The sequence below is a fragment of the uncultured Pluralibacter sp. genome (assembly GCF_913775985.1).
In the GTDB taxonomy this organism is placed as follows: domain Bacteria; phylum Pseudomonadota; class Gammaproteobacteria; order Enterobacterales; family Enterobacteriaceae; genus Pluralibacter.
Window position 1 is genome coordinate 277,800 of the sequence record NZ_CAJYMB010000096.1, and the last position, 25,576, is coordinate 303,375.

The following is a 25,576-nucleotide window of genomic DNA, read 5'->3' on the forward strand; positions in this document are numbered from 1 at the left end:
ATGAGTACGCTTTCTGTAGACGATATTCGCCCCGGCTCCGCGCCGGTTGCCAGCGTCGGAGACGTGGCGCGGCTGATTAACGCCGGTAAAAAAGAGGAGGCCCGCTACGCGCGGATGATTGTGCTTCTCGCCCTCGGCGGCGTATTTCTCGACGCCTACGACTTAACCACGCTCTCCTACGGCATTGACGACGTGGTGCGGGAGTTCAGTCTTTCGCCGCTGCTCACCGGGCTGGTGACCTCGTCAATAATGGTAGGCACCATTATCGGCAACCTGGTGGGGGGCTGGCTGACCGATAAATACGGCCGCTATTCGGTGTTTATGGCCGATATGCTGTTTTTCGTGGTATCGGCCCTGGCCGCCGGGCTGGCTCCCAACGTGTGGGTGCTGATTGGCGCGCGCTTTCTGATGGGCATTGGTATCGGTATCGACCTGCCGGTGGCGATGTCGTACCTCGCGGAGTTCTCCCGCTTCAGCGGCAAAGGCAACAAGGCCGCGCGGCTGGCAGCCTGGTGCCCGATGTGGTACGCCGCATCGACCGTGTGCTTTCTGATTATTTTCGGCCTCTACTTTCTGCTGCCCCAGGCGCATCTCGACTGGCTGTGGCGCGCCTCGCTGCTGTTCGGCGCGGTGCCGGCGCTGCTGATTATCGCGGTGCGCAGCCGCTTTATGAACGAGTCGCCGCTGTGGGCGGCAAACCAGGGGGATTTGACCTCGGCGGTGCGCATTCTGCGCGACGCATACGGTATCAATGCCCACGAGGCCCCAGCGGCGGCAAGGCCCGCGCCGCCGCCGAAGGTCAGCTTTCGGGTGCTGTTTCAGAAGCCCTACCGCGAGCGCACGGTGGTGGCCGGGGTGATGAACGTCTGCATCTCGTTTGAGTACACCGCGATTGCCTTTTTTCTGCCGTCGATTCTGGCGCAGTTTCTCGGTGCGGGGGTCTTCGAGACCATTTCCGCTTCGCTGGGACTTAACGCGCTGTTTGCTTTTACCGGTGGTCTGCTGGGTATGCGCCTGGCGTGGAAATATCCATCCCGCCACGTGGCGATTGCCGGTTTTGCCCTGCAGTTTATCGCCCTGATCGCGCTGGCGCTGCTGGGGCAGCCCCACGCCGCCGCAGGTATTGCGCTGGCGCTGGCGATGCTGGCCCTGTGGCTGTTTGCCGAAGGCTTCGGGCCCGGTGCGCAGCTGATGATCTACCCGGCGCTCTCGTATCCCACCGCCATTCGCGCCACCGGCGTTGGCTTTAGCCGGGCGCTGTCCGGAATCGGCAGCGCGCTGGCGCTGTTCATACTGCCGCAGCTGCGCGCCGCGCTCGGAACGCAGATGTTCTGGGTGGTGTCCCTTGCGGCGCTGATCCCCATCTTTTTCCTGCTCGCGGTGCGCCACGAGCCGACCCGACACGATATTGATGATAGCCATCACTAAGGAGCAGACGATGACACAACTCTCTACGGGCGCCGATTACTCTCAGCTGGCAGCAATATTCCGGCCCATTTTTGCCCGCATTGCCGAGGGCGCGGTTAGCCGCGAGCAGAACCGCACGCTGCCGGTGGAGCAGATCCGCTGGCTGAAAGAGGCGGGCTTCGGCACGGTGCGTATTCCCCGGGAGAAGGGCGGCTGGGGCGCGTCGCTGCCGCAGCTGGTAGCGCTGCTCACCGAGCTGGCGCAGGCGGACTCCAATCTGCCCCAGGCGCTGCGCGCCCACTTTGCGTTTGTCGAGGACCGGCTTAATCAGCCGGATTCTCCGGGCCGCGACCGCTGGTTTCGCCGCTTTCTCGACGGAGAACTCGTGGGCAACGGCTGGACTGAAACCGGCGGTGTGGCGCTGGGGGACGTGCTGACCAAAGTTACGCCGCAGGAAAACGGATGGTGGCTCAACGGTGAAAAGTTTTACAGCACCGGCACGCTGTACGCCGACTGGATTGACGTCTTTGCCCGCCGCAGCGATACCCAGCAGGACGTTATCGCGGTGGTCAGTACCGCGCAGGAAGCTGTGCAGCGCGAGGACGACTGGGACGGCTTCGGCCAGCGGCTCACCGGCAGCGGCACCACCCGCTTTCGCCAGGCGCAGGTGGAGCAGGAGCACGTCTACGATTTCGCTACCCGCTTTCGCTATCAGACGGCGTTCTATCAGCACGTCCTGCTGGCAACGCTGGCGGGCATTGGTCTGGCGGTAGAGCGCGACGCGGCGCAGGGCGTGCGCAAGCGCACCCGCATGTACAGCCACGGCAACGCCGCGGTTCCCCGGGACGATCCGCAGGTGTTGCAGGTGGTCGGCGAGATAAGCGCCTGGGCGCAGGCTACGCGGGCGACGGTGCTGCAGGCGGCAGAGGTGCTGCAGCAGGCCTACGAGGCGCACGTTAGTGACGACGAGGCGCTAAAGGTGCGGGTTAACGAGGAGGCCGAAATCGAAGCCGCCCGGGCGCAGGTGGTGGCCAGCGAGCTGATCCCGCGCGCGGCGACGTCACTGTTTAGCGCGCTTGGGGCGTCGGATACCCGTACCGGGAAGGCGCTGGATCGCCACTGGCGTAATGCCAGAACCGTGGCGTCGCACAATCCGGTGATTTATAAGGCGCGGAATGTTGGCGGGTGGCTGGTGAATGGGACGCCGCCGACGTTTAAGTGGCGGATTGGGGAGGGGAGTTCTTCATAAGGTTATGTCGTATTTTTAACTGATTGTGGAATGTTCCGTTCACTAACAGGTGTCCGCTTCCCTGTCAGGCTTTCTGCGGTGAACGTGCAAAGGGGGCTCGCCGCCGCCCCCTTTGCAAACCCGGCTCCCGGCCACAAAAATCGCCGCTGCGCGGAACCTCAGATTATCGCTACTGGCTTTCGGGTACGGCTCTATTCGTGATTACTCGGCCCATCCCTGGGCCTCGCCCCTTCGGGGCCAATGCTGCGCATTGTTCAAAATCGTTCCTGACGATTTTGTCCATGCCTCATTTCGCCTCAGCCAGCATCCCTGCTGGCTGCCCCGGCCATTCGCGAGAATCTGAGGCGATTTTTTGCCGGAGTTAAAACCCTCAGCCATATCTATATTTTCTCCTGAATCTTTGCCCTTTTAGGTCAATGCTGCGCATTGTTCTACATGGTTTCTGCCGATTTTATCCTTGCCCAGCATTTATGCTGGCTGTCCCTGCCATCCGCGAGAATCTGAGGCGATTTTTACCGGAGTGTGAAAACCCTCAGTCATGTTTAAACCGATCATTTGTGTCTGCGCGTATCTTTAGGGGCAGTTATGGGAATTTAGGTAGGGGGAGTTATTTACCCCGGCCAGTGGTGGCCGGGGGGCGTTGTAGATTGAACAGCAGGCTGACGCTATTTCTTATCCTGCGACCAGGTGGCGCTGCTGACGTCGACTTTTACCGGTAGCAGGCCGATGCGGGTGAAGGTATCGGCGAGGGCCTGCTGCTGGTTGAAGACATCCGGCGTCATGCGCTCTGCGCCGTAGGGCGCGCGGGCGATGGCTTTTTGCCAGATGGCTTTGTCGAGGCCGGTAGAGGTGGAGAGGATCCCGGCGGCATCATCGGGGTGGGCGTTGGCCCAGGTGCTCAGCTTACCGAGTTCGTCCAGTACCCGGGTGGCGGTTTCCGGCGCGCCTTCGGCAAACTTGCGGCTGGCGAGGTAGAAGGTGTAGTGCGGTACCAGCCCTTCGGCGTTGCGGATCTCACGGGCTTTGGCGTTGGTTTCCACTTCCGCCAGATACGGGTCCCAGATAACCCACGCATCAATGGCGCCGCGCTGGAAGGCGGCGCGGGCGTCGGCGGGCGGCAGGTAGACCGGGGTGATGTCTTTGTAGCTCAGGCCCGCCTCTTCCAGCGCTTTGACCAGCAGATAGTTGACGTCGGAGCCTTTGTTCAGTCCGACCCGCTTGCCCTTGAGATCGGCAACTTTTTTCACTGGTGAGTTTTCCGGCACCACGATGGCTTCGGTTTTCGGATTAGCGGGAGAGTGGCCGAGATAGACCAGGTCCGCCTGCGCGGCCTGGGCGAAAGCCGGGGGCGCGTCACCCGTGGCGGCAAGATCGATACTGCCGACGTTCAGCCCTTCGAGCATCTGCGGGCCGGCGGGAAACTCCACCCAGCGCACGGCGATGCCGTCTTTTTTCAGGGATTCATCCAGCGTGCCGCGATACTTCAGCAGGGCGAAAATATTGGCTTTTTGATAGCCGATGTTGACGGTGTCCGGTGCTTTCGCCAGCGCGGAAGTGGAAAGGCCCAGCAGCAAGAGCAGAAGCGCCGGGCGCGGCAGTGTGGTCATGGGGAGTCTCCTTAAGGCAGTTTGCCGTAAGGTAGCAAAGGAGCACAGGCGCGGATAAATAACAAAAGCGGCTTTCTATTGTTGAATATTGGCTAAAGCGGAACGGATAACAGTGGGGAGAGGCAAGGTGGCCCGACGCGCAACGCGACGCCGGGCCGGGGAGAGTCAGTCGCAGGAGACGATTTTCATCGCCAGGCCGCCGCGGGAGGTTTCGCGGTACTTGGCGTTCATGTCCTTGCCGGTTTCGTACATAGTTTCGATCACTTTATCGAGGCAGACCCGCGGCTCGCTGGTGCGGCGAATGGCCATTCGCGCGGCATTGACCGCTTTTACCGAGGCGATGGCGTTACGCTCAATGCACGGCACCTGCACCTGTCCGGCAACCGGATCGCAGGTCAGGCCGAGGTTGTGCTCCATGCCGATTTCAGCGGCGATGCACACCTGGGTCGGGCTGCCGCCGAGCAGCTCTGCCAGACCCGCCGCCGCCATTGAGCAGGCCACGCCCACTTCGCCCTGACAGCCCACTTCCGCGCCGGAAATGGACGCGTTCATTTTGTAGAGCGAGCCGATAGCGCTGGCTACCAGCATGTAGCGCGCCAGCGAGTTAACGTTCACTTCGCGGATAAATTTGTCGTAGTAGGCCAGCACCGCCGGCACGATGCCGCAGGCGCCGTTGGTTGGGGCGGTCACCACGCGGCCGCCGGCGGCGTTCTCTTCGTTGACCGCCAGCGCGAACATATTGATCCAGTCCACAACCGCCATCGGATCGCTGGTGGTTTTATCCTGGCTCACCAGCATGCGGCGCAACGCGGCGGCGCGGCGCGGAACGCGCAGCTTGCCCGGCAGCACGCCTTCGGTGGTGATGCCGCGCTCGATGCCGCTGCGCATCACTTCCCACACGGCGGCGAAGTGCTGCTCCAGCGCCTCTTTGCTGTGCAGGGCCAGCTCGTTCTGCATCATCAGCCCCGACAGAGAGAGGCCGGTTTGCTGGCAGTGGCGCTGCAGATCTGCGGCAGATTTATACGGGTAGGGCACCGCGACAGGGGCGCTGTCGGTCTGGCCAAAATGGGCTTCATCGACGATAAAACCGCCGCCGATGGAGTAGTAAGTCTGGCTGTAAATAACGTTTTCGCCGCTCAGGGCGGTGATGCGCATGCCGTTCTCATGCAGGGAGAGGTTATCCGCATGGAAGTTCATGCACTTATCCACCGGGAACTCCACTTCGTGCTCGCCGTTAGCCAGCAGCAGGCGACCGTGGGTGTTCACGTCCTGGATAAAGCTCGGGATGGCGTCGATGTCGACCGTGTCCGGCAGATTATCCGCAAGGCCCATGATGATGGCGATATCGGTATGGTGGCCTTTGCCGGTCAGGGAGAGGGAGCCGTAAACGTCAACCACCACGCGGGTGACGTCGTGAAGAACGCCGCGCGCAATCAGATCGTCCGTGAATTGCTTACCTGCTTTCATTGGTCCGACGGTGTGGGAGCTGGAGGGGCCAATGCCGATTTTGAAAATATCGAATACGCTGATCATTCTTGCGTCCATTCTGAAGGAACGCGCCGCCTTTCGACGGCGCGGGAAATTAGATAAACAGGGAGTACAGGGAGTAGAAAATCGCGGAGATGGCGATAAGGCCCATCAGTACCACAAACGCGTTGCTGAGGTGGCCGCTGTATTTGCGCATCGCCGGGACTTTGTTGATGGCGTACATCGGCATCAGGAACAGGATCACCGCGATAACCGGGCCGCCCAGGGTTTCGATCATGCCGAGGATGCTCGGGTTCAGGGTCGCGACCAGCCAGCAGGTGACCAGCATGAACAGCGCGGTGATTTTGTTCAGTTTACCGGCGTCGATGGATTTGCCTTTGCCGCGCAGGGATTTCACCACCATGCCGTTAAAGCCTTCACGGGCGCCCAAATAGTGGCCGAGGAAGGATTTAGTAATGGCGACCATCGCGATGATCGGTGCCATCCACTCGATAACCGGCGCGTTAAAGTGGTTCGCCAGGTAGGAGAGAATAGAGATGTTCTGCTCTTTCGCCGCTGCCAGATCAGCCGGAGAGAGGCTGAAGACGCAGCTGAATACGAAGAACATCACCGTCAGCACCATCATTACGTGGGCGCAGGCCAGAATTTTGGAGCATTTCTTTTCTGCCGCATCGCCGTACTCTTCACGTTTTGCAACGGCGAAGGAGGAGATAATCGGCGAGTGGTTAAAGGAGAACACCATTACCGGGATTGCCAGCCACAGGGTCATCCACAGGCCGTTGCCGGTTGAGCTGGCGGCGCTCAGGGACAGCGTGTCCAGCGCAGCGCTGCTCCACTGCGGGATCAGGTAGCAGGCCAGCACCATCAGCGCGGCCACGAACGGGAATACCAGCACGCTCATCGCCTTAACAATCATCTGCTCGCCGAAGCGCACGATGGTCATCATGCCGACAATCAGGATTAGCGACAGAATAGCGCGCGGCGGCGGGGTGATCGCCAGCTGGTGCGCCATGAAGCTTTCAACGGTATTGGTAATGCCGACGCTGTACACCAGCAGAATAGGGTAAATCGCGAAGAAGTAGAGCAGGGTAATGATTTTGCCTGCGCCAACGCCGAAGTGTTCTTCAACCACTTCAGTAATGTCTTCACCCGGATTTTTACCGGACAGCACGAAGCGGGTCAGGCCACGGTGCGCGAAGAAGGTCATCGGGAAGGCGATGATTGCCATGATAATCAGCGGGATCAGGCCGCCTACGCCGGCATTGATAGGCAGGAACAGGACGCCCGCGCCGATTGCCGTGCCGTACAGGCCCAGCATCCACATAGTATCCGTTTTACGCCATCCGCTGCGGCTGCTCGCCGAAACGAGAGGACTGGTTTGGGTGGTTTCCATATCTTTCTCTCCTGGAGGAAGCAATTTGCCAGCTTTTTAGACAAAAAATGGGCATAACCCACTGGCCGTAATATAAATTCGTGTAAAACGGGCTTTTTTTGCCATTATTTACCGTTTCTATCGGTGCGGAAAGATACAGTTATGTTATCAATTCATCAGTGATCGCGATCTCAAATGCGATAAAACACCAGATGGATACTCATTTTTGAATCATCGGCCTGTTTTTTCATATTTTCCTGCTGGATTATGGAGATAAAAGGGCGTGTTGCCAGTATGTTTTGTGAACGTTAACGGTAAGGGTGGGCCGTTAGCCGCTGCAAAATGGCTGAAAACAGCGTTTATTCGTTGGAAATTTTACTTAAGGGGAATATTTGCCTGAGGGGCAGAGGTCATTGCGAGGGAAAAGATAAGAGCGGCTAATGGCCGCTCTTTTTCGTTCAGGCGCAGATTTCGTAGCAGGGCGTGTAGGCCGAGCCTGGCAGCTTCATGCGGTGCTGGGCGACGAAGCTTTGCAGCAGCTTATCCATGCGGCGCATCATTTCCGGATCGCCGTGGATTTTGTACGGGCCGTGCGCCTCAATAGCGCGGATCCCCACCTCTTTCACGTTGCCGGCCACGATGCCCGAGAAGGCGCGGCGCAGATCGGCGGCCAGCACTTCAACCGGCTGATCCGGATAAAGCTTGAGATTGGCCATGTTTTCATGGGTCGGTTCAAACGGCTGCTGCAGGTCCGGCGCGATGCGCATCGACCAGTTGAAGCTGTACGCGTCGCCGGTTTCGCGGCGGTTCTCTTTCACCAGCGGCATCGCTTTCTTCATGTGGCGCGCCACTTCGGCTTCATCGCCGATGATAATGCGGTAGTGGCTGCGGGCCGCCTCGCCCAGAGTGTGAACGATAAAGTCGTCCAGCACCCGGAAGTAGTCGGCGCTCTCTTTCGGGCCAGTGAGCACCAGCGGCAGTACCTGATTTTTGTTGGCCGGATTCATCAAAATGCCCAGCAGATAGAGCAGCTCTTCGGCGGTGCCGACGCCGCCCGGGAAGATGATGATGCCGTGGCCGATGCGTACGAACGCTTCCAGACGCTTTTCAATGTCCGGCATGATGATCAGCTCGTTGACCAGCGGGTTTGGCGGTTCGGCGGCAATAATTGACGGCTCGGTCATGCCGATAAAGCGCCCGTCTTTGTAGCGCTGCTGCGCCTGGCCGACGGCGGCGCCCTTCATCGGCGCTTCCATCGCCCCCGGCCCGCAGCCGGTGCAGATGTTCAGCTCGCGCAGGCCGAGCTGGTTGCCCACCCGACGGGCATACATATATTCGGTTTCGTTAATGGAGTGGCCACCCCAGCACACCACCATGCTCGGCTCTTCGCCAACGTGCAGCGCCCGCGCGTTGCGCAGGATCGAGAAAACCAGATTGGTGATGTGGGCAGAACTTTCCAGATCGAGATTCGGAAAGCGCACGGAGTTGTGCAGCTGGCCGTAAACAAACAGGATATCGCGCAGTACGGCAAACAGGTTGGCCTGCAGGGAGCGGATAATGCGCCCGTCAACGAAGGCTTCTTCCGGTGGATTGATCAGCTCCAGCTTCACGCCGCGCTCGCGGCGCAGCACGTTAATATCAAAACTTTGAAAGCGGGAAAGCAGCTCTTTACTGTTATCAGTAAGGCTGCCGGAGTTCAGCACCGCCAGCGAGCAGTTGCGGAACAGTTGGTAAAGGTCGCTGCTGGCGTTGCTTTTCAGCATATCGACTTCCAGCTGCGACAGCAGATCCATTGAGCCAAGTGGGCTTACGTGGGTAATCAAGTGCGCTCCTTATGGGATAAATAGTTAACTTCCCTGCTGATTACAATAGTCGCGCCCCGCGGATCTTCACAAGGGAAAGCGCGGGGGAAACCGCGCTTAATTTGCAATGATTTGTTTACTGGCGAACGAGGCGGCCGGCGGCGGGGGCGAAATCGGTATTGCTGCGCCACGGATTAATGTCGAGGCCGCCGCGGCGGGTATAGCGGGCGTAGACGCTCAGCGTCTCCGGCTGGCAGAAGCGCTGGATGTCGCAGAAAATGCGCTCCACGCACTGCTCGTGGAATTCATTATGGTGGCGGAACGACACCAGGTAGCGCAGCAGCTTCTCGCGGTTGATGCGCGGGCCGCGGTACTGGATCTGCACCGAGCCCCAGTCCGGCTGGTGGGTGATCAGGCAGTTGGATTTCAGCAGGTGGCTGACCAGCGTCTCTTCCACGACATCATCACCCGCCGCACCGCTGAGGTGTCCGGCGTCGAATTCGTAATCTTCAATGCTGATATCCTGCTCGTCGATACATTCGCCGCTAAAATGCGCGATAGGCTGACCTTCGATTTCCTGCAGACGGAAGAGCTGCACGCTGACGTCGCCTTGCGCACAGACGCGCAGATCGCGCTCCAGCGTTTCGCGCACCGCGTCCCACGACGGAAAGCGGGTCTGGTTAAAGCTGTTGAGGTAGAGCTTAAAGCTTTTTGATTCCACCAGATTGACGCTGGTATCGCGCAGCTCAACCTGGCCTACGGCGACCTGCGGCAGGCCTTTGTCATTCAGCCAGGAGAGCTCGTACAGCGTCCAGATATCGCCGCCGTGAAACGGCAGATGGTCGGCGCGAATGCCGAGGGGATCGCGGTTCAGGCTGCGCGGTACCGGCTGCAGCAGAGAGGCATCATAAATATCGCGGTAATCGGTTGATTTACCGAGCGTCAGGCCGGAAAGCGCCCGATGGTTTTCGTAAGAGGACATGTTTCACCGTTGCAAAGCAGGTAGACTATGCCGCTAAGTTTATCCTGACTGAGACGAAGAGAGAAATCTGTGGATTTAGAGACGTCCGACGCCCTGAAGGCCTTCACCCGCCGCTACTGCGCGGCCTGGCAGCAGCAGTACGCGAGCGATCCGCGCAGCGAAGAGCTGTACGGCGTGCCGTCGCCCTGCATCACCGCCACCGGTGAAGACGCCGTATTCTGGCAGCCGCAGCCTTTTTTACCGGCGCAGGATCTGGGCGGCGTTGAAAAAGCCATTGAGATTGCGCTTCAGCCCTCGCTGCACACGTTCTACACCGCTCAGTTCGCCGGAGACATGCGCGCCCGCTTTGGCGAGCGCACGCTGACGCTGCTGCAGGCGTGGAGCCCGGAAGATTTTCTGCGCCTGCAGGAGAACCTGATTGGGCATCTGGTGATGCAGCGCCGCCTTAAGCTGTCGCCGACGCTGTTTATTGCTACACTTGAAAGCGAGCTGGACGTGATTTCGGTCTGTAATTTGTCCGGAGAAGTGGTGCTGGAAACGGTCGGCACCCGGCGAAAAACGGTGCTCTCCGCGTCGCTGGCGAGCTTCCTTCCCCATCTCGAACCGCATTTGTAGGCCCGGAAAGCCAATTTCGTGTGAGAGATCTCTTACACCGCATGTGAGAGATCGCCTGGAATAATGCACGTTATTACTGTAAGCCTTAATTTTAATTTATTTAAAAAACATTTACTTAACTATTTTAACCACAGCTTTCATATGAAAATAGCGCCGTAAGGCATAAGTAAAGTCGCTTGTAAGATGGGACGTAATAAGGGATTCTATGTCCGCCGACAAGGAGTCAGGCAGTGAAACGAACATCAGGATGATGACGTTTCAGCGGAACACCAGGACGGTGCTACAGGGAAAGGCTTCAGGACGAAGTGAATGGATTGCGCAGGATGCGTTAAGGGACACCTCCAGGATGGAGAATGAGAGCTAGTCAGGATGATTAGCGGATCGGGAAGATCGGGAACAGCTGACGGACAAGCTTTATCGTATCGGGGTGGTACGAGCAGGATGCAACGTTTACGGATGAACTGGTCAGGAGACCGCAGGAAAAGTTGTCACGGATGAGCAGGGAGCACCAAATTAAGTAGCCGGATTGCTGCGAAACGAAACCGGGAGCACTGTGAAAACAGTGCTCCCTTTTTTTGTTCCTGAGCCGCCCGATTTTTCTCTCCCCGCATTCAGTATTAATTCAGTCGCCGCCCGCGAAGGCGGCTGCTTATCAATAGTCTATGAGGTCACTATGCAGGCGCGTTCGGTTCAGTTACACACCACAAATCCTCCCCGCTCTTTCCCCGACGTTGCTCCCGTGCCGCTGAGCGATGCCACGATGGCTGAACGTAAAACAAAACTGCTGGCGAACATGCGCGAGGAAGGGTTCGACGCCGTGGTTATCTACGCGGATAAAGAGCACGGCGGCAACTTTGAATACCTGACCGGCTTCGTGCCGCGCTTTGAAGAGGCGCTGCTGATCCTGCACCGCAGCGGGCAGGCGTACATCGTCCTCGGCAACGAGAATCTGAAGATGGCGAAATACTGTCGTATTGCGGCTACCGCGCTGCACACGCCGCTTTTCTCGCTGCCCAATCAGCCGATGCACAACGATGCCCCTCTGGACAGCGTGCTGCTACAGGCTGGGCTTGGCGACGTCAGGAAACTCGGGCTGGTGGGCTGGAAGATGTTTACCTCTGCCACCGTGGATAACAAAACCTGCTTCGATTTACCGTGGTTTATTGTTGATGCCGTTAAGCGCAGCGCAGCGCCGGATACCGAACTGGAGAATGCCGCGCACCTGTTTATTCGCGGCGATATCGGCGCCCGCGTGGTGAATAACGCCAACGAAATCGCCCATTATGAATACGGCGCCAATCTGGCCTCTAACTGCATACTGGCCGCGCTGGACGCGGTAGAGCCCGGCGTGCGCGAGGTAGAGTTGGGCGGGCTGCTGTCGGCGCAGGGGCAGTATCCTTCCGTAGTGACTATTGCCGCCGCCGGCCCGCGTTTTGCTAACGCGAATTTCTATCCGACCTGGAAAACGCTGGTGCGGGGCGAGACGCTGTCGCTGACTACCGGCTATAAAGGCGGCCTCTCCAGCCGGGCCGGATTTATCATTGAAATGGAGAACGAGCTGCCCGCGAGCCAGGCCGATTATCTGCAGCGGGTAGCAAAACCTTACTTCGGCGCGGTAGCGGCGTGGCTTGAGCACGTTCGCGTCGGCATGGCGGGCGGCGAGATGTATGACCTGATTGAATCCGTGCTGCCAAAGGCGCGCTACGGCTGGCACCTTAATCCGGGCCACCTGTGCGCCGATGAAGAGTGGATGTCTTCGCCGATTTACGCCGGTTCCGCTGAAAAGTTGAAAAGCGGCGCGATCCTGCAAATTGACATTATTCCTTCAGTACCGGGCTACGCCGGGGTCAGCGCCGAAGAGGGGGTTGCGCTGGCGGACGCCGCGCTGCGCCAGCAGATTGCTGCCGACTATCCGGCGCTGTGGGCGCGTATTGAGACACGTCGGGCGTACATTCGTCATGAGCTGAATATTGCGCTCTCCGACGACGTGCTGCCGCTCTCCAACACCGTGGCCTACCTGCGGCCGTTCCTGCTGGCCAAAGATAAGTCCTTGGTCTGCGGCCGCTGAGGCGTGTATCCTCCCTCGCAAATTTGTACATCGACATTTGCGAGGTTTCCATGACTCAACATCACCACGTTCGCCAGCGGCTGGAAAGTATTGAGGCGCTGATGCGCGAGCATCAGCACTGGCAGGACGACGCGCCGGACAACAGCGCTTTCACCAGCACCCAGCCCTTCTGCATGGATACCCTTGAGCCCCTCGAGTGGCTGCGGTGGGTGCTGATCCCGCGCATGCACCAGCTTCTCGACGCGCAGCAGGCGCTGCCGCAGAGCTTCGCCGTCGCGCCCTACTATGAAATGGCGCTGGACGCCGCCCACCCGTTTCGGGTCTACATCCTGCCCGAGCTGGAGCAGCTCGACGCGCTGTTTGCGGCGGGCGAAGCCTGATGCTTGAGATCCTCTATCAGGACGAGTGGCTGGTGGCCGTCAACAAGCCTTCCGGCTGGCTGGTGCACCGCAGCTGGCTCGACCGCGACGAAAAAGTGGTGGTGATGCAAACCGTGCGCGATCAGATTGGCCAGCACGTGTTTACCGCCCACCGCCTCGATCGTCCCACCTCGGGTGTGCTGCTGATGGGCCTCTCCAGCGAAGCGGGGCGCCGCCTGTCGCTGCAGTTTGAGCAGCATCAGATCCAGAAGCGCTACCACGCCATCGTGCGCGGCTGGCTGATGGATGAAGCGACGCTGGACTATCCGCTGGTGGAGGAGCTGGACAAAATCGCCGATAAATTTGCCCGGGAGAATAAAGATCCGCAGCCTGCGGTGACCCACTATCGCGGGCTGGCTTCGGTAGAAATGCCCGTTGCCACCGGCCGCTATCCCACCACGCGCTACGGGCTGGTCGAGCTGGAGCCGAAAACCGGCCGTAAGCACCAGCTTCGCCGCCACCTCAGCCACCTGCGCCACCCGATTATCGGCGACAGCAAGCACGGCGATCTGCGCCAGAACCGCAGCGCCGCAGAGCACTTCGGCTGCGACCGGCTGATGCTCCACGCCAGCGAGCTGGCGCTGGTGCATCCGTTCACCGGTGAACCGCTGGTTATTCGTGCCGGACTCGATCCGGTATGGATGCAGGCGCTGTCACACTTCGGCTGGCGCGGCCAGCTGGCGCCGGTGGAAAGGGTTGAGTTTACGCCGGACAACGTTCAGGATGGCGGCATTCACCACTAGTTCAGGAACAGAGACGATGGCGGAAGTAGGCATTTTTGTCGGCACAATGTATGGAAACTCGCTGCTGGTTGCAGAAGAGGCGCAGGCTATTCTCAGCGCCCGCGGGCACGAGGCGAAGGTCTATGAAGACCCGCAGATTCAGGACTGGGACGCGAATGAGGGCAAGTACGCGCTGATCGTGACCTCTACCACCGGGCAGGGTGAACTGCCGGACAGCATCGTGCCGCTGTATGACGGCCTGCAGGATCGCTATCAGCCGGAGCGCCAGTACGGCATCATCGCACTTGGGGACAGCACCTATAACGACTACTGCGGCGGTGGCAGGAAATTCGATGCCCTGCTGCAGGAGCAGGGCGCGCGGCGCGTCGGCGAGATGCTGATGATTGACGCGTCTGAAAATCCTGAACCTGAAAGCATGTCGAATCCGTGGATTGAGCACTGGGCGTCGCTGCTCGAATCCTAAAACGCAGAACCCCGGCTCGCCGGGGTTCTGTTGTTACGCACTGTGGTCTGTTAAATCTGTATTTTCCCCGCCTCCCGGGTCACGTTGTCCATCTCGTCCAGCAGTTCCAGCAGCTCCGGCTCAATATCTTCCGCGGCGATGCCGTTGCGCAGCTGCCCTTCGATCAGGTGACAGAGGTTTTTCATCCGCGGCACGCCGCTGTAGCTGCAGCTGCCGTGCAGCTTGTGGATGATCTCCACCAGGTCTTCCGGCTTCTCGCCCACCAGCTGTTCTTCCACGATGTTGCGCACGTCCGGCAGAAATGCCACCAGCATCTGCAGCATCTGGTGGGCCAGATCCGGCTTGTTGGCGGCCTGGCGCAGCGCCAGATTCCAGTCCAGCGTCCTGTTAACATTCACCGAGGGCGCGGCGTCCGGCAGGTCCACGCGGGGGGTCGTCATTCCAGGTTTATAGCGCGTAAGCAGGTTGCGCAATTTAGTCTCCTCAATCGGCTTGGCCAGATAGTCGTTCATGCCGGCGCTGAGCAGCTTCTCTTTTTGGCCGGCCATGGCGTGGGCGGTGACGGCAATCACCGGGGTAAGCTGATGATGCGAAAGCTGGCGAATCAGCTCGCAGGCGCGGATGCCGTCCATGCCCGGCATCTGAATATCCATCAAAATTAAATCCAGCTGCTGCTGGCGCGCTAAATCGTAGGCCTGCTGCCCGCTCTCGCACAGCTCGACGCGCTTGACCTGATCTTCAAGCAGTGCGCCGATGAGCTTCAGGTTGGCCGGGTTGTCGTCCACGGCCATGACGGTCATGTTCAGCCGCTCGTCAGGGGATTCGGCGATCAGCGGCAGCTGGTTGCTGCGGCAGAATTCGGCGAGGATCGGAAGCAGCCGGGTTGCGGTAAGCGGCTTCAGCAGGCAGGCGGCTGCGCCGCCCTCTTTAAGTGCTTCGGCGTCCACCTGAGCATGGCAGGGCAGGCCGAGGATCAGGAAGTCGGTCATCGCGTGCGCCCGGGTCAGGCGCTCGGTCTCTTTGGTCAGATCGCGCATCGAAACCGGCACGCCGATCAGCAGAATATCGTAGCGGTCGTCCGGCAGCGCGGTGAAGGAAGGGCTGAAAATCACCTCCAGCGGCGTGGTTGCCAGCAGGTCAAGAGTGCACTGCGCGGCGGCGGGGTTGGTTTCCACGTAGGCAATGCGCTTGCCCGCGAGGCTGCTCAGCATCGGCACTTCGTTAACCGCATTGGGGTTTAAATCGAGGCTGATGTGGAACCAGAAAGTGGAGCCGCGGTTCGGCTGGCTGTGGAAGGAGATATCCCCGCCCATCTCTTTAACCAGCTTTTGCGTAATGACCAGACCCAGCCCGGTGCCGCCGTGGCGGCGGGAGATGCTGGCATCGGCCTGGCGGAACGCCTGGAACAGCTGCGACTGGCCGCGCTCGGGAATACCGATGCCGGTGTCCTTAATCTGTACCTCAATCTGCACTTTGTTGTGGCTAACGGCGCGCTTTTCCACCAGCACGTCGATATTGCCGTTTTCGGTAAACTTAATGGCGTTGCCGACCAGGTTCGTGATCACCTGCTGCAGGCGCAGCGGATCGCCAATCACGTTGTCCGGCACGTCGCCGCGAATATTCAGCGTCAGCTCCAGCCCCTTATCGTGGGCGGAGTGCGCCAGCAGCGTCACGATTTCGTCCAGGGTGCCGCGCAGGGTGAACGGGATGCTCTCCAGCATCAGCTTGCCGGCTTCGAGCCGCGAGAAATCCAGCACGTCGTTAATGATGGTCAGCAGATTATTGGCCGAGCGTTCGATGGTGTTCAGGTGATCCCGCTGGGTCGGATTAAGATCGGTTTTCAGCGTCAGGCGGGTAAAGCCGATCACGCCGTTAAGCGGGGTGCGCAGCTCGTGGGACATATTGGCGAGGAACTCGGACTTGATGCGCGCCGCTTCCTGGGCGCGCTTTTTCGCCAAATCCAGCTCGACGTTCTGGATCTCCATCTGCTCCAGGGTTTCGCGCAGATCCGAGGTGGCCTGGTCGACGTTGTGCTGCATCTCTTCATGGTAGGCGGCAAGCGACATCGCCATCGAGTTGATGCCATTTTTCAGCATATCCAGCTCGCCGAGCATAAAGCCCTCCACCCGGCTGTCGAGCTGGCCGCGGCGGATGCGGTCAACGGTGTTAACCATGTTGCGGATCGGGCCGGTGACGTCGCGCATCAGGCGCCAGCCGAAAATCAGCGCGATGCCGATGCAAAACAGCATCATCACGCTGGAGATAAACATCTCTTTATACTGCTGCAGCCTGACGGATTTCAGGTCCAGTTCCAGCGACACGTAGCCCAGCATGTTTTCCGGCATTTTGGCGTCGGAGTTCGGTGACTCGTCCGGCGAGTAGCTTTCGGAAATAATCGGCGTGCGCAGAATCATCAGATCGCCGCTGCGGGATACCGTTAGCTGGCGGGGCAGGGGCGAGCCCTGCGGCAGCTGCAGCTCGGTGGGATCGAGGTGATAGTTAGAGGTGACAAACAGCCGGTTGTGTTCGTCATAAACGGAAATGGCCCGCACTATTTCTGAATGGCGGCGGTGCAGCACGCTGATAAGCTGGCCGATAGACTCGCGGTTTTGCAAGTTCATTCCGTATTCGCTGGAAACGGCCAGCGGCTCAATAATGCTGGCGCCGGCGTCCTCCAGCTGACGCTGCAGATCGTGGTAGCGATGTACGACAAAGAAGACGCTGAGCAATAAACCGATAAGAACGGTCGGGGCCAGTATCAGGATCATCATACGCGCGCGCAGGCTGTAGTTGGTCATGGCGGTCCATTATGGGAGAATCAGGGTTAATTATTGAGTGCGAGAAAAATCTCTACGATGGCGCAATTCTACTCTGCAAAACGGCGCGTGACGACGCGCCAGATCATAACCGCGACGGCAAACGAGCTAGATTCTTTCGGTCAGGGCGTTGCCAGGCATAACGGCAAGCTGCTGTTTATCAGTGGATTGCTGCCCGACGAGCGCGCGGAAATCACGCTTACGGAAGAGAAAAAACAGTACGCCCGCGGGCAGGTAAAGCGGCGGCTGAACGACAGCCCCGAGCGCGAAACCCCGCGCTGTCCGCATTTCGACGTATGCGGCGGCTGCCAGCAGCAGCATGCCAGCGTGCCGCTGCAGCAGCGCAGCAAGCGGGCAGCGCTGGCGCGGCTGATGAAGCACGAGGTGGAATCGGTGATTGCGGGCTCTCCCTGGGGCTACCGCCGCCGGGCGCGCTTTAGCATTAACGTACAGCCCAAAAGCGGCGAGCTGCAGATGGGCTTTCGCAAGGCCGGCAGTAACGACATTGTCAACGTGCGCCGCTGCCCGGTACTGGTGCCCACTCTTGAGGCGCTGCTGCCCGCGCTGCACGACTGCCTGAGCAGTCTGCAGTCGGTGCGGCACATTGGTCACGTTGAGCTGGTGCAGGCGGATAACGGGCCGCTGATGGTGCTGCGCCATACCGCGCCGCTGCCGGCAGAAGATAAGGCAAAACTGGAACGCTTTTCGCATTCTCACCAGCTTGCGTTGTGGCTGGCGCCGGACAGTGAAAAGATAGTGCAGCTGAGCGGAGAATTGCCCTGGTATAGCTCAGACGGGCTACGCTTAACCTTCAGCCCGCGCGACTTCATTCAGGTGAACGACGGCGTTAATCAGCAGATGGTGGCCACGGCGCTGGCGTGGCTGGACGTGCAGCCTCAGGATCGGGTGCTGGATCTGTTTTGCGGCATGGGTAATTTCACGCTGCCGATGGCAGCCCGCTCGGCAAGTGTAGTGGGCGTGGAAGGCGTTCCGGCGCTGGTGGCGAAGGCGCAGCAAAACGCCCGAGATAATAACCTGAACAATGTGACGTTCTACCATGAGAACCTGGAAGAGGACGTGACTCGCCAGGCGTGGGCGAAAGCGGGTTTTGACAAAATTTTACTCGATCCTGCGCGCGCGGGCGCACCCGGCGTGTTACAGCACATCGTAAAATTGGCCCCTTCCCGGATAGTCTATGTATCCTGTAATCCGGCGACGCTGGCGCGCGACAGCGAAGCGCTGCTGGCCGCCGGCTATCAGATTCAGCGGCTGGCAATGCTGGACATGTTCCCGCACACTGGCCACCTGGAGTCCATGGTGCTGTTTGAACACATTAATGAATAAAGGTATGACGAGTCCGGCAGGCCCGGCCCCGAAAGGAGAGCATAATGGTTGCGGTACGCAGTGCACATCTTAATCGAGCTGGTGAGTTCGATCCCGCCAAATGGATAGCGAATCTCGGGATCGTCAGCACCCAGTCGTGTGAGCGCCTGGCCGGAACCTGGACCTATTGTCGGGAACAGACCGAAGGCCATCCTGACGCCGAGCTGCTGCTGTGGCGCGGCGTCGAGATGGTTGAAATCCTCTCCATGCTCAACATGGATAACGACTCGCTGCGCGCTGCGCTGCTCTATCCGCTGGTGGTGGGCGGCGTGGTCACGGAAGAGAAGCTCGAAGAGAGCGTTGGCCGCTCTGTAGTGCAGCTGATCCACGGCGTGCGCGATATGGCCGCCATTCGCCAGCTGAAGGCCTCCCATACTGATTCGGTGTCCCCTGAACAAGTAGACAACGTGCGCCGGATGCTGCTGGCGATGGTGGACGACTTCCGCTGCGTGGTCATCAAGCTGGCGGAGCGCATCGCCCACCTGCGGGAAGTGAAGGACGCGCCGGAAGACGAGCGGGTGCTGGCCGCCAAAGAGTGCACCAACATCTACGCGCCGCTGGCGAACCGGCTCGGTATCGGCCAGCTCAAGTGGGAGCTGGAAGATTACTGCTTCCGCTATCTGCACCCCGACGAATACAAACGCATCGCTAAGCTGCTGCACGAGCGGCGCATTGACCGCGAACACTATATTGATGAGTTTGTCGGCACCCTGCGCGCCTCCATCAAAGAAGAGGGCGTCAAAGCCGAGGTTTATGGCCGTCCGAAGCATATTTACAGCATCTGGCGCAAAATGCAGAAAAAGCATCTGGCGTTCGATGAGCTGTTTGACGTGCGGGCGGTGCGCATCGTGGCCGAGCGCCTGCAGGACTGCTACGCGGCGCTGGGTATTGTCCACACTCATTTCCGCCACCTGCCGGACGAGTTTGACGACTACGTCGCCAATCCTAAGCCGAACGGCTATCAGTCAATCCACACTGTGGTGCTCGGCCCGGGCGGAAAAACTGTTGAGATCCAGATCCGCACCCGGCAGATGCACGAAGACGCCGAGCTGGGCGTTGCCGCCCACTGGAAGTACAAAGAGGGCGCCAGCGCGGGCGGCGGGCGCGGACACGAAGACCGTATCGCCTGGCTGCGCAAGCTCATTGCGTGGCAGGAGGAGATGGCCGACTCCGGCGAGATGCTCGACGAAGTGCGCAGCCAGGTGTTCGACGACCGGGTTTACGTCTTTACGCCGAAAGGCGACGTGGTGGATCTGCCCGCAGGCTCTACGCCGCTGGACTTTGCCTACCATATCCACAGCGACGTGGGGCACCGCTGCATCGGAGCGAAAATCGGCGGACGCATTGTGCCGTTCACCTATCAGCTGCAGATGGGGGATCAGATTGAGATCATCACCCAGAAGCAGCCGAACCCGAGCCGCGACTGGCTGAATCCGAACCTCGGCTATGTCACCACCAGCCGCGGACGTTCTAAGATCCACGCCTGGTTCCGCAAGCAGGATCGGGATAAGAACATTCTAGCAGGCCGCCAGATCCTCGACGACGAGCTGGGCCAGCTGGGGATCAGCCTGAAAGAGGCGGAGAAATTCCTGCTGTCGCGCTACAACTTCAACGAGCTGGACGAGCTGTTGGCGGCCATCGGCGTGGGGGATATTCGCCTCAACCAGATGGTTAACTACCTGCAGGCGCAGTTCAACAAGCCGAGTGCGGCCGAACAGGACGCCGCTGCCCTGAAGCAGCTGCAGCAGAAAACCTACAACCCGCAGAGCCGTAAGAAAGACGACGGCCGCGTGGTGGTGGAGGGCGTCGGCAACCTGATGCACCATATTGCCCGCTGCTGCCAGCCGATCCCCGGCGATGAAATCGTCGGCTTTATCACCCAGGGGCGCGGGATCTCCGTGCACCGGGCGGATTGCGATCAGCTGCTGGAGCTGCGGGCTCACGCGCCGGAGCGCATCGTGGAAGCGGTGTGGGGCGAAAGCTACTCTGCGGGCTATTCGCTGGTGGTGCGCGTTACCGCCAACGATCGCAGCGGCCTGCTACGCGACATCACCACCATTCTCGCCAACGAGAAGGTTAACGTGTTAGGCGTCGCCAGCCGCAGCGACACTAAGCAGCAGGTAGCTACCATTGATATGACCATCGAAATCTACAACCTGCAGGTGCTGGGCCGGGTGCTCGGCAAGCTGAACCAGGTACCGGATGTGATTGACGCCCGCCGCCTGCATGGCGGCTGATACACCGGTTTAAAACGGCGCCACTTCCGTCGGAAGCTGGCGCCGTATCTTTTTCTTTTCAAGGAGTTGTTATGACCCAAATCGACCGCCTGCTCGGCATTATGCGCCGCCTGCGCAACCCGGAAACCGGCTGCCCGTGGGATAAAGAGCAGACCTTTGCCACTATTGCGCCCTACCCCCTTGAAGAAACGTACGAAGTGCTGGACGCCATCGCCCGTGAGGATTTTGACGATCTGCGCGGCGAGCTGGGCGACCTGCTGTTCCAGGTGGTGTTTTACGCGCAAATGGCGCAGGAAGAAGGCCGGTTTAACTTCGACGACATCTGCGCGGCTATCAGCGACAAGCTGGAGCGCCGCCATCCGCACATCTTCGGTGACGCCACGGCCGACAGCAGCGGCGAGGTGCTGGCGCGCTGGGAAGCGATAAAAACCGCCGAGCGGGCGGAGAAGTCCCAGCACTCTGCGGTTGACGATATTCCCCACAGCCTGCCGGCCCTGATGCGCGCCCACAAGATCCAGCGCCGCTGTTCGGCGGTGGGGTTTGACTGGACGTCCCTCGGGCCGGTGCTCGACAAAGTGCATGAAGAGATCGACGAAGTGATGCACGAGGCGCAGCAGGCGGTTATCGACCAGAAGAAGCTGGAAGAGGAGGTGGGAGATCTGCTGTTTGCCACTGTTAACCTTTCCCGCCATCTGGGGGTCAAAGCCGAAGTGGCGCTGCAAAAAGCCAACCTCAAATTCGAGCGCCGTTTCCGCGAAGTGGAACGAATTGTTGCCGAACGCGGGCTGGAAATGACCGGCGTCGATCTGGAGACCATGGAAGCGGCCTGGCAGGAAGTAAAACGTCAGGAAGCTGATCTCTAACGTTTTTTTACGGCAAAGCCCAATTTGTACGATTTTACAAATGACAAACGCTTGATTTGCGTCAAAAACATTTACCCAAAAAGGGCTATTTTCTCACGGTTTCTTTTGTCAGAACCTGGCTCCGGAGAGGAAGAATGAAAGTTTGTGGCGACTGCCGTGTTCGGGTATACTACTTTCCCGTCCTGGTTATTCCATCGTTTCACCCTAACTTCTCAGGTTCAGCATGACAACGAACTATATTTTTGTGACCGGCGGGGTCGTATCCTCTCTGGGTAAAGGCATTGCCGCAGCCTCCCTGGCAGCCATTCTTGAAGCCCGTGGCCTCAACGTGACCATCATGAAACTGGATCCGTATATCAACGTCGATCCGGGCACCATGAGTCCGACGCAGCACGGGGAAGTGTTCGTTACGGAAGACGGCGCCGAAACCGACCTGGACCTGGGTCACTACGAGCGTTTCATCCGCACCAAGATGACTCGCCGCAACAACTTCACCACGGGTCGTATCTACTCTGAAGTCCTGCGCAAAGAACGCCGCGGCGACTACCTTGGCGCCACGATTCAGGTTATCCCGCACATCACTAACGCTATCAAAGAGCGCGTCATCGCCGGCGGCGAAGGCCACGACGTTGTGCTGGTTGAAATCGGCGGTACCGTGGGCGATATCGAGTCGCTGCCGTTCCTCGAAGCGATTCGCCAGATGGCGGTAGAAGTCGGTCGCGAGCACACGCTGTTTATGCACCTGACGCTGGTGCCTTACATGGCCGCCGCGGGCGAAGTGAAAACCAAGCCGACCCAGCACTCGGTGAAAGAGCTGCTCTCCATCGGTATTCAGCCTGATATCCTGATTTGCCGCTCCGATCGCGCAGTGCCGGCGAACGAGCGCGCCAAAATTGCATTGTTCTGCAACGTTCCTGAAAAGGCTGTTATTTCTCTGAAAGACGTCGATTCCATTTATAAAATTCCGGGCCTGTTGAAATCTCAGGGGCTGGACGATTATATTTGTAAACGATTCAGCTTGAACGTTCCGGAAGCCAATCTGTCTGAATGGGAACAGGTTCTGTATGAAGAATCCAACCCGTCGGGCGAAGTGACTATCGGCATGGTCGGCAAGTACATTGAGCTGCCGGATGCCTATAAGTCAGTGATTGAAGCGCTGAAGCACGGCGGCCTGAAAAACCGCGTTACTGTCAACATCAAGCTGATTGATTCGCAGGATGTTGAAACCCGCGGCGTTGAGATCTTAAAAGACCTCGATGCGATCCTCATCCCGGGCGGCTTCGGCTACCGCGGCGTTGAAGGCAAGATCGCGACTGCGCGCTACGCGCGTGAAAACAAGATTCCTTACCTCGGCATTTGCCTGGGTATGCAGGTTGCGCTGATCGAGTTTGCGCGCAACGTGGCAGGCATGGAGAACGCCAACTCAACGGAATTTGTGCCAGACTGTAAGTATCCGGTTGTGGCGCTTATTACCGAGTGGCGTGACGAAAACGGCAACGTTGAAGTTCGCACCGAGAAGAGCGATCTCGGCGGTACGATGCGCCTCGGCGCGCAGGCGTGCCAGCTCAGCGACGACAGCCTGGTGCGCAAGATGTACGGTGCGGAAACCATCACCGAGCGCCATCGTCACCGTTATGAAGTCAACAACATGCTGCTGAAACCGATTGAAGCTGCTGGCCTGCGCATTGCGGGTCGCTCCGGGGACGATCAGTTGGTCGAGATCGTCGAAATCCCAAATCATCCGTGGTTTGTGGCCTGTCAGTTCCACCCGGAATTTACTTCCACGCCGCGTGACGGGCATCCGCTGTTTGCAGGCTTTGTGAAAGCCGCCAGCGATTACCAGAAACGCGAAGCGAAGTAAAAAAAGTTACAACGGCAGTGCACCCCCGGGGTGCACTGTTTGTCTGGAGTTTTAGTTTAACTTGTACTGAGGAAAACCTAATGTCCAAAATCGTTAAAGTCATCGGTCGTGAAATCATCGACTCCCGTGGTAACCCGACTGTTGAAGCCGAAGTACACCTGGAAGGTGGTTTCGTCGGTATGGCAGCTGCGCCGTCAGGTGCTTCTACTGGTTCCCGCGAAGCGCTGGAACTGCGCGATGGCGACAAATCCCGTTTCCTGGGTAAAGGCGTAACCAAGGCTGTTGCCGCGGTTAACGGCCCGATCGCAGAAGCCGTTCTGGGTAAAGATGCTAAAGACCAGGCGAACATCGACAAGATCATGATCGATCTGGACGGTACTGAGAACAAATCCAAATTCGGCGCCAACGCCATTCTGGCTGTTTCTCTGGCTGCTGCAAAAGCTGCTGCCGCGTCCAAAGGTCTGCCGCTGTACGCGCACATCGCTGAGCTGAACGGCACCGCGGGCAAATACTCCATGCCGGTTCCGATGATGAACATCATCAACGGCGGCGAGCACGCTGACAACAACGTTGATATTCAGGAATTCATGATTCAGCCGGTTGGCGCTGCATCCCTGAAAGAAGCCGTGCGCATGGGTTCTGAAGTTTTCCATCACCTGGCTAAAGTTCTGAAATCCAAAGGCATGAACACTGCCGTGGGTGACGAAGGCGGCTACGCGCCGAACCTGGGCTCTAACGCTGAAGCGCTGGCTGTTATCGCTGAAGCTGTTAAGGCTGCTGGCTACGAGCTGGGCAAAGACATCACTCTGGCGATGGACTGCGCGGCGTCTGAATTCTACAAAGACGGCAAATACGTTCTGGCCGGCGAAGGCAACAAAGCCTTCACTTCTGAAGAGTTCACTCACTTCCTGGAAGACCTGACCAAACAGTATCCGATCGTGTCTATCGAAGACGGTCTGGACGAATCTGACTGGGACGGTTTTGCTTACCAGACCAAAGTGCTGGGCGACAAAATCCAGCTGGTTGGTGACGATCTGTTCGTAACCAACACCAAGATCCTGAAAGAAGGTATCGATAAAGGTATCGCTAACTCCATCCTGATCAAATTCAACCAGATCGGTTCCCTGACCGAAACCCTGGCTGCTATCAAGATGGCGAAAGACGCGGGCTACACTGCCGTTATCTCTCACCGCTCTGGCGAAACCGAAGATGCAACCATCGCTGACCTGGCGGTAGGTACTGCAGCAGGCCAGATCAAAACTGGTTCCATGAGCCGTTCTGACCGCGTTGCTAAATACAACCAGCTGATTCGTATCGAAGAAGCGCTGGGTGAAAAAGCACCGTACAACGGTCGTAAAGAGATCAAAGGTCAGGCATAATCGCCGAGCCCTCCTCTGAAAAATGCCAGTCGAAAGACTGGCATTTTTTTTACCCGTTAATCAGGAATGATCGTTTCAGCCTAATCTGCGATACTTAGCGTTTATTCCACAGCTGAGATGACTATGCAGTACCCGATTAACGAGATGTTCCAGACCCTGCAAGGCGAGGGTTACTTCACCGGCGTTCCCGCTCTGTTTATCCGACTCCAGGGTTGCCCGGTCGGCTGCGCGTGGTGCGACACCAAACATACCTGGGATAAGCTTGCGGATCGGGAAGTTTCGCTGTTCAGCATTCTGGCGAAAGTGAAAGAGAGCGACAAGTGGGGCGCGGCCACCGCCGAAGAGCTGCTGACCGCTATCGACCGTCAGGGCTGGACTGCCCGTCACGTGGTGATCACCGGCGGCGAACCTTGCATCCACGATCTGACCCCGCTTACCGAACTGCTGGAGCAGCACGGCTACAGCTGCCAGATTGAAACCAGCGGCACCCACGAAGTGCGCTGCTCTGCCGGCACCTGGGTTACCGTATCGCCGAAAGTCAATATGCGCGGCGGCTACGAGGTGCTCTCCCAGGCGCTGCACCGCGCGGATGAAATCAAGCACCCGGTTGGCCGCACCCGCGATATTGAAGCGCTCGATGAGCTGCTGGAAACCATCGCCGACGAGAAGCCGCGGATTATCGCCCTGCAGCCCATCAGCCAGAAAGAAGACGCCACCCGGCTGTGCATCGAAACCTGCATCGCCCGCAACTGGCGGCTGTCGATGCAGACCCATAAGTATTTGAATATTGCATGAAGGGAAAGCCGGATGCGCCGCATCCGG

Annotated in this window: 19 protein-coding genes; 13 read left to right on the forward strand and 6 right to left on the reverse strand. The window is 58.9% G+C overall.

Annotated features, from left to right (window positions below):
- Entirely contained in the window at positions 1–1,428 is a 1,428-nt protein-coding gene (locus QZ766_RS12090) for an MFS transporter (RefSeq protein ID WP_297202234.1), read from the forward strand.
- A 10-nt stretch (positions 1,429–1,438) separates the two neighbouring features.
- A complete protein-coding gene (locus QZ766_RS12095; RefSeq protein ID WP_297202237.1) occupies positions 1,439–2,656 on the forward strand; it encodes an acyl-CoA dehydrogenase family protein in 1,218 nt (405 codons plus the stop codon).
- A gap of 665 nt (positions 2,657–3,321) precedes the next feature.
- Here QZ766_RS12095 and QZ766_RS12100 read toward each other — a convergent pair.
- The 5 genes from QZ766_RS12100 to queF all read right to left on the reverse strand — a co-directional run bounded on the left by QZ766_RS12100 (position 3,322) and on the right by queF (position 9,907).
- Entirely contained in the window at positions 3,322–4,263 is a 942-nt protein-coding gene (locus QZ766_RS12100; RefSeq protein ID WP_297202240.1) for an aliphatic sulfonate ABC transporter substrate-binding protein, read from the reverse strand.
- A 165-nt stretch (positions 4,264–4,428) separates the two neighbouring features.
- Positions 4,429–5,796 (reverse strand): L-serine ammonia-lyase, encoded by a 1,368-nt coding sequence (locus tag QZ766_RS12105; protein WP_297202243.1) that lies wholly within the window; start codon positions 5,794–5,796, stop codon positions 4,429–4,431.
- A gap of 49 nt (positions 5,797–5,845) precedes the next feature.
- Positions 5,846–7,144: an HAAAP family serine/threonine permease gene (locus QZ766_RS12110; protein ID WP_297202246.1), complete on the reverse strand. Its 1,299-nt coding sequence runs from the start codon at positions 7,142–7,144 to the stop codon at positions 5,846–5,848.
- 437 nt (positions 7,145–7,581) lie between these two features.
- Positions 7,582–8,946, reverse strand: coding sequence for a nucleotide 5'-monophosphate nucleosidase PpnN (gene ppnN, locus QZ766_RS12115; protein WP_297202249.1), 1,365 nt, complete (start codon positions 8,944–8,946; stop codon positions 7,582–7,584).
- Between the two features lie 115 nt (positions 8,947–9,061).
- Positions 9,062–9,907, reverse strand: a complete 846-nt coding sequence (queF, locus tag QZ766_RS12120) for an NADPH-dependent 7-cyano-7-deazaguanine reductase QueF (protein WP_297202252.1) — start codon at positions 9,905–9,907, stop codon at positions 9,062–9,064.
- Between the two features lie 69 nt (positions 9,908–9,976).
- Here queF and syd point away from each other — a divergent pair, with 69 nt between their 5' ends.
- The 5 genes from syd (at position 9,977) to QZ766_RS12145 (ending at position 14,215) form a co-directional block, all read left to right on the forward strand.
- The gene (gene syd / locus QZ766_RS12125; protein WP_297202255.1) at positions 9,977–10,522 is read left to right on the forward strand and encodes a SecY-interacting protein; all 546 of its coding nucleotides are present in this window, start codon (positions 9,977–9,979) and stop codon (positions 10,520–10,522) included.
- Between the two features lie 760 nt (positions 10,523–11,282).
- Positions 11,283–12,590 carry an aminopeptidase P family protein gene (locus QZ766_RS12130; RefSeq protein ID WP_366509416.1) on the forward strand — a complete coding sequence of 436 codons (1,308 nt, stop codon included), beginning with the start codon at positions 11,283–11,285 and terminating at the stop codon, positions 12,588–12,590.
- A gap of 50 nt (positions 12,591–12,640) precedes the next feature.
- Positions 12,641–12,970, forward strand: coding sequence for a YqcC family protein (locus tag QZ766_RS12135; RefSeq protein ID WP_297202260.1), 330 nt, complete (start codon positions 12,641–12,643; stop codon positions 12,968–12,970).
- Positions 12,970–13,752, forward strand: coding sequence for a tRNA pseudouridine(65) synthase TruC (gene truC / locus QZ766_RS12140; RefSeq protein WP_297202263.1), 783 nt, complete (start codon positions 12,970–12,972; stop codon positions 13,750–13,752). Before QZ766_RS12135 ends, truC begins: the two co-directional genes overlap by 1 nt.
- 16 nt (positions 13,753–13,768) lie before the next feature.
- Positions 13,769–14,215 carry a flavodoxin gene (locus QZ766_RS12145; RefSeq protein ID WP_297202265.1) on the forward strand — a complete coding sequence of 149 codons (447 nt, stop codon included), beginning with the start codon at positions 13,769–13,771 and terminating at the stop codon, positions 14,213–14,215.
- A 50-nt stretch (positions 14,216–14,265) separates the two neighbouring features.
- On the opposite strand, the gene barA is transcribed toward QZ766_RS12145, so the two are convergent.
- Positions 14,266–17,013 carry a two-component sensor histidine kinase BarA gene (gene barA / locus QZ766_RS12150; protein WP_297202267.1) on the reverse strand — a complete coding sequence of 916 codons (2,748 nt, stop codon included), beginning with the start codon at positions 17,011–17,013 and terminating at the stop codon, positions 14,266–14,268.
- A 57-nt stretch (positions 17,014–17,070) separates the two neighbouring features.
- On the opposite strand from barA, the gene rlmD reads away from it, so the two are divergent.
- The 6 genes from rlmD to queE all read left to right on the forward strand — a co-directional run bounded on the left by rlmD (position 17,071) and on the right by queE (position 25,549).
- Positions 17,071–18,375 carry a 23S rRNA (uracil(1939)-C(5))-methyltransferase RlmD gene (gene rlmD, locus QZ766_RS12155; RefSeq protein ID WP_297202270.1) on the forward strand — a complete coding sequence of 435 codons (1,305 nt, stop codon included), beginning with the start codon at positions 17,071–17,073 and terminating at the stop codon, positions 18,373–18,375.
- A gap of 44 nt (positions 18,376–18,419) precedes the next feature.
- Complete coding sequence (gene relA, locus QZ766_RS12160; RefSeq protein ID WP_297202273.1) at positions 18,420–20,651, forward strand: GTP diphosphokinase; 2,232 nt, start codon at positions 18,420–18,422, stop codon at positions 20,649–20,651.
- 71 nt (positions 20,652–20,722) lie between these two features.
- Positions 20,723–21,514, forward strand: a complete 792-nt coding sequence (gene mazG / locus QZ766_RS12165) for a nucleoside triphosphate pyrophosphohydrolase (protein ID WP_297202276.1) — start codon at positions 20,723–20,725, stop codon at positions 21,512–21,514.
- Positions 21,515–21,737: 223 nt separating this feature from the next.
- Positions 21,738–23,375 (forward strand): glutamine hydrolyzing CTP synthase, encoded by a 1,638-nt coding sequence (gene pyrG, locus QZ766_RS12170; protein WP_297202279.1) that lies wholly within the window; start codon positions 21,738–21,740, stop codon positions 23,373–23,375.
- A gap of 80 nt (positions 23,376–23,455) precedes the next feature.
- The gene (gene eno, locus QZ766_RS12175) at positions 23,456–24,754 is read left to right on the forward strand and encodes a phosphopyruvate hydratase (protein WP_297202282.1); all 1,299 of its coding nucleotides are present in this window, start codon (positions 23,456–23,458) and stop codon (positions 24,752–24,754) included.
- A 123-nt stretch (positions 24,755–24,877) separates the two neighbouring features.
- On the forward strand, positions 24,878–25,549 hold the full coding sequence (gene queE, locus QZ766_RS12180; protein ID WP_297202285.1) for a 7-carboxy-7-deazaguanine synthase QueE: 672 nt from the start codon (positions 24,878–24,880) through the stop codon (positions 25,547–25,549).
- Positions 25,550–25,576 lie beyond the last annotated feature (27 nt).

Excerpts from the sequence above, each read along its gene's own strand:
- QZ766_RS12090 (WP_297202234.1), top strand. The coding sequence starts at position 1 with ATGAGTACGCTTTCTGTAGACGATATTCGCCCCGGCTCCGCGCCGGTT.
- QZ766_RS12095 (WP_297202237.1), top strand. The coding sequence starts at position 1,439 with ATGACACAACTCTCTACGGGCGCCGATTACTCTCAGCTGGCAGCAATA.
- QZ766_RS12100 (WP_297202240.1), bottom strand. The coding sequence starts at position 4,263 with ATGACCACACTGCCGCGCCCGGCGCTTCTGCTCTTGCTGCTGGGCCTT.
- QZ766_RS12105 (WP_297202243.1), bottom strand. The coding sequence starts at position 5,796 with ATGATCAGCGTATTCGATATTTTCAAAATCGGCATTGGCCCCTCCAGC.
- QZ766_RS12110 (WP_297202246.1), bottom strand. The coding sequence starts at position 7,144 with ATGGAAACCACCCAAACCAGTCCTCTCGTTTCGGCGAGCAGCCGCAGC.
- queF (WP_297202252.1), bottom strand. The coding sequence starts at position 9,907 with ATGTCCTCTTACGAAAACCATCGGGCGCTTTCCGGCCTGACGCTCGGT.
- QZ766_RS12130 (WP_366509416.1), top strand. The coding sequence starts at position 11,283 with ATGGCTGAACGTAAAACAAAACTGCTGGCGAACATGCGCGAGGAAGGG.
- QZ766_RS12135 (WP_297202260.1), top strand. The coding sequence starts at position 12,641 with ATGACTCAACATCACCACGTTCGCCAGCGGCTGGAAAGTATTGAGGCG.
- truC (WP_297202263.1), top strand. The coding sequence starts at position 12,970 with ATGCTTGAGATCCTCTATCAGGACGAGTGGCTGGTGGCCGTCAACAAG.
- QZ766_RS12145 (WP_297202265.1), top strand. The coding sequence starts at position 13,769 with ATGGCGGAAGTAGGCATTTTTGTCGGCACAATGTATGGAAACTCGCTG.
- barA (WP_297202267.1), bottom strand. The coding sequence starts at position 17,013 with ATGACCAACTACAGCCTGCGCGCGCGTATGATGATCCTGATACTGGCC.
- rlmD (WP_297202270.1), top strand. The coding sequence starts at position 17,071 with ATGGCGCAATTCTACTCTGCAAAACGGCGCGTGACGACGCGCCAGATC.
- relA (WP_297202273.1), top strand. The coding sequence starts at position 18,420 with ATGGTTGCGGTACGCAGTGCACATCTTAATCGAGCTGGTGAGTTCGAT.
- mazG (WP_297202276.1), top strand. The coding sequence starts at position 20,723 with ATGACCCAAATCGACCGCCTGCTCGGCATTATGCGCCGCCTGCGCAAC.
- pyrG (WP_297202279.1), top strand. The coding sequence starts at position 21,738 with ATGACAACGAACTATATTTTTGTGACCGGCGGGGTCGTATCCTCTCTG.
- eno (WP_297202282.1), top strand. The coding sequence starts at position 23,456 with ATGTCCAAAATCGTTAAAGTCATCGGTCGTGAAATCATCGACTCCCGT.
- queE (WP_297202285.1), top strand. The coding sequence starts at position 24,878 with ATGCAGTACCCGATTAACGAGATGTTCCAGACCCTGCAAGGCGAGGGT.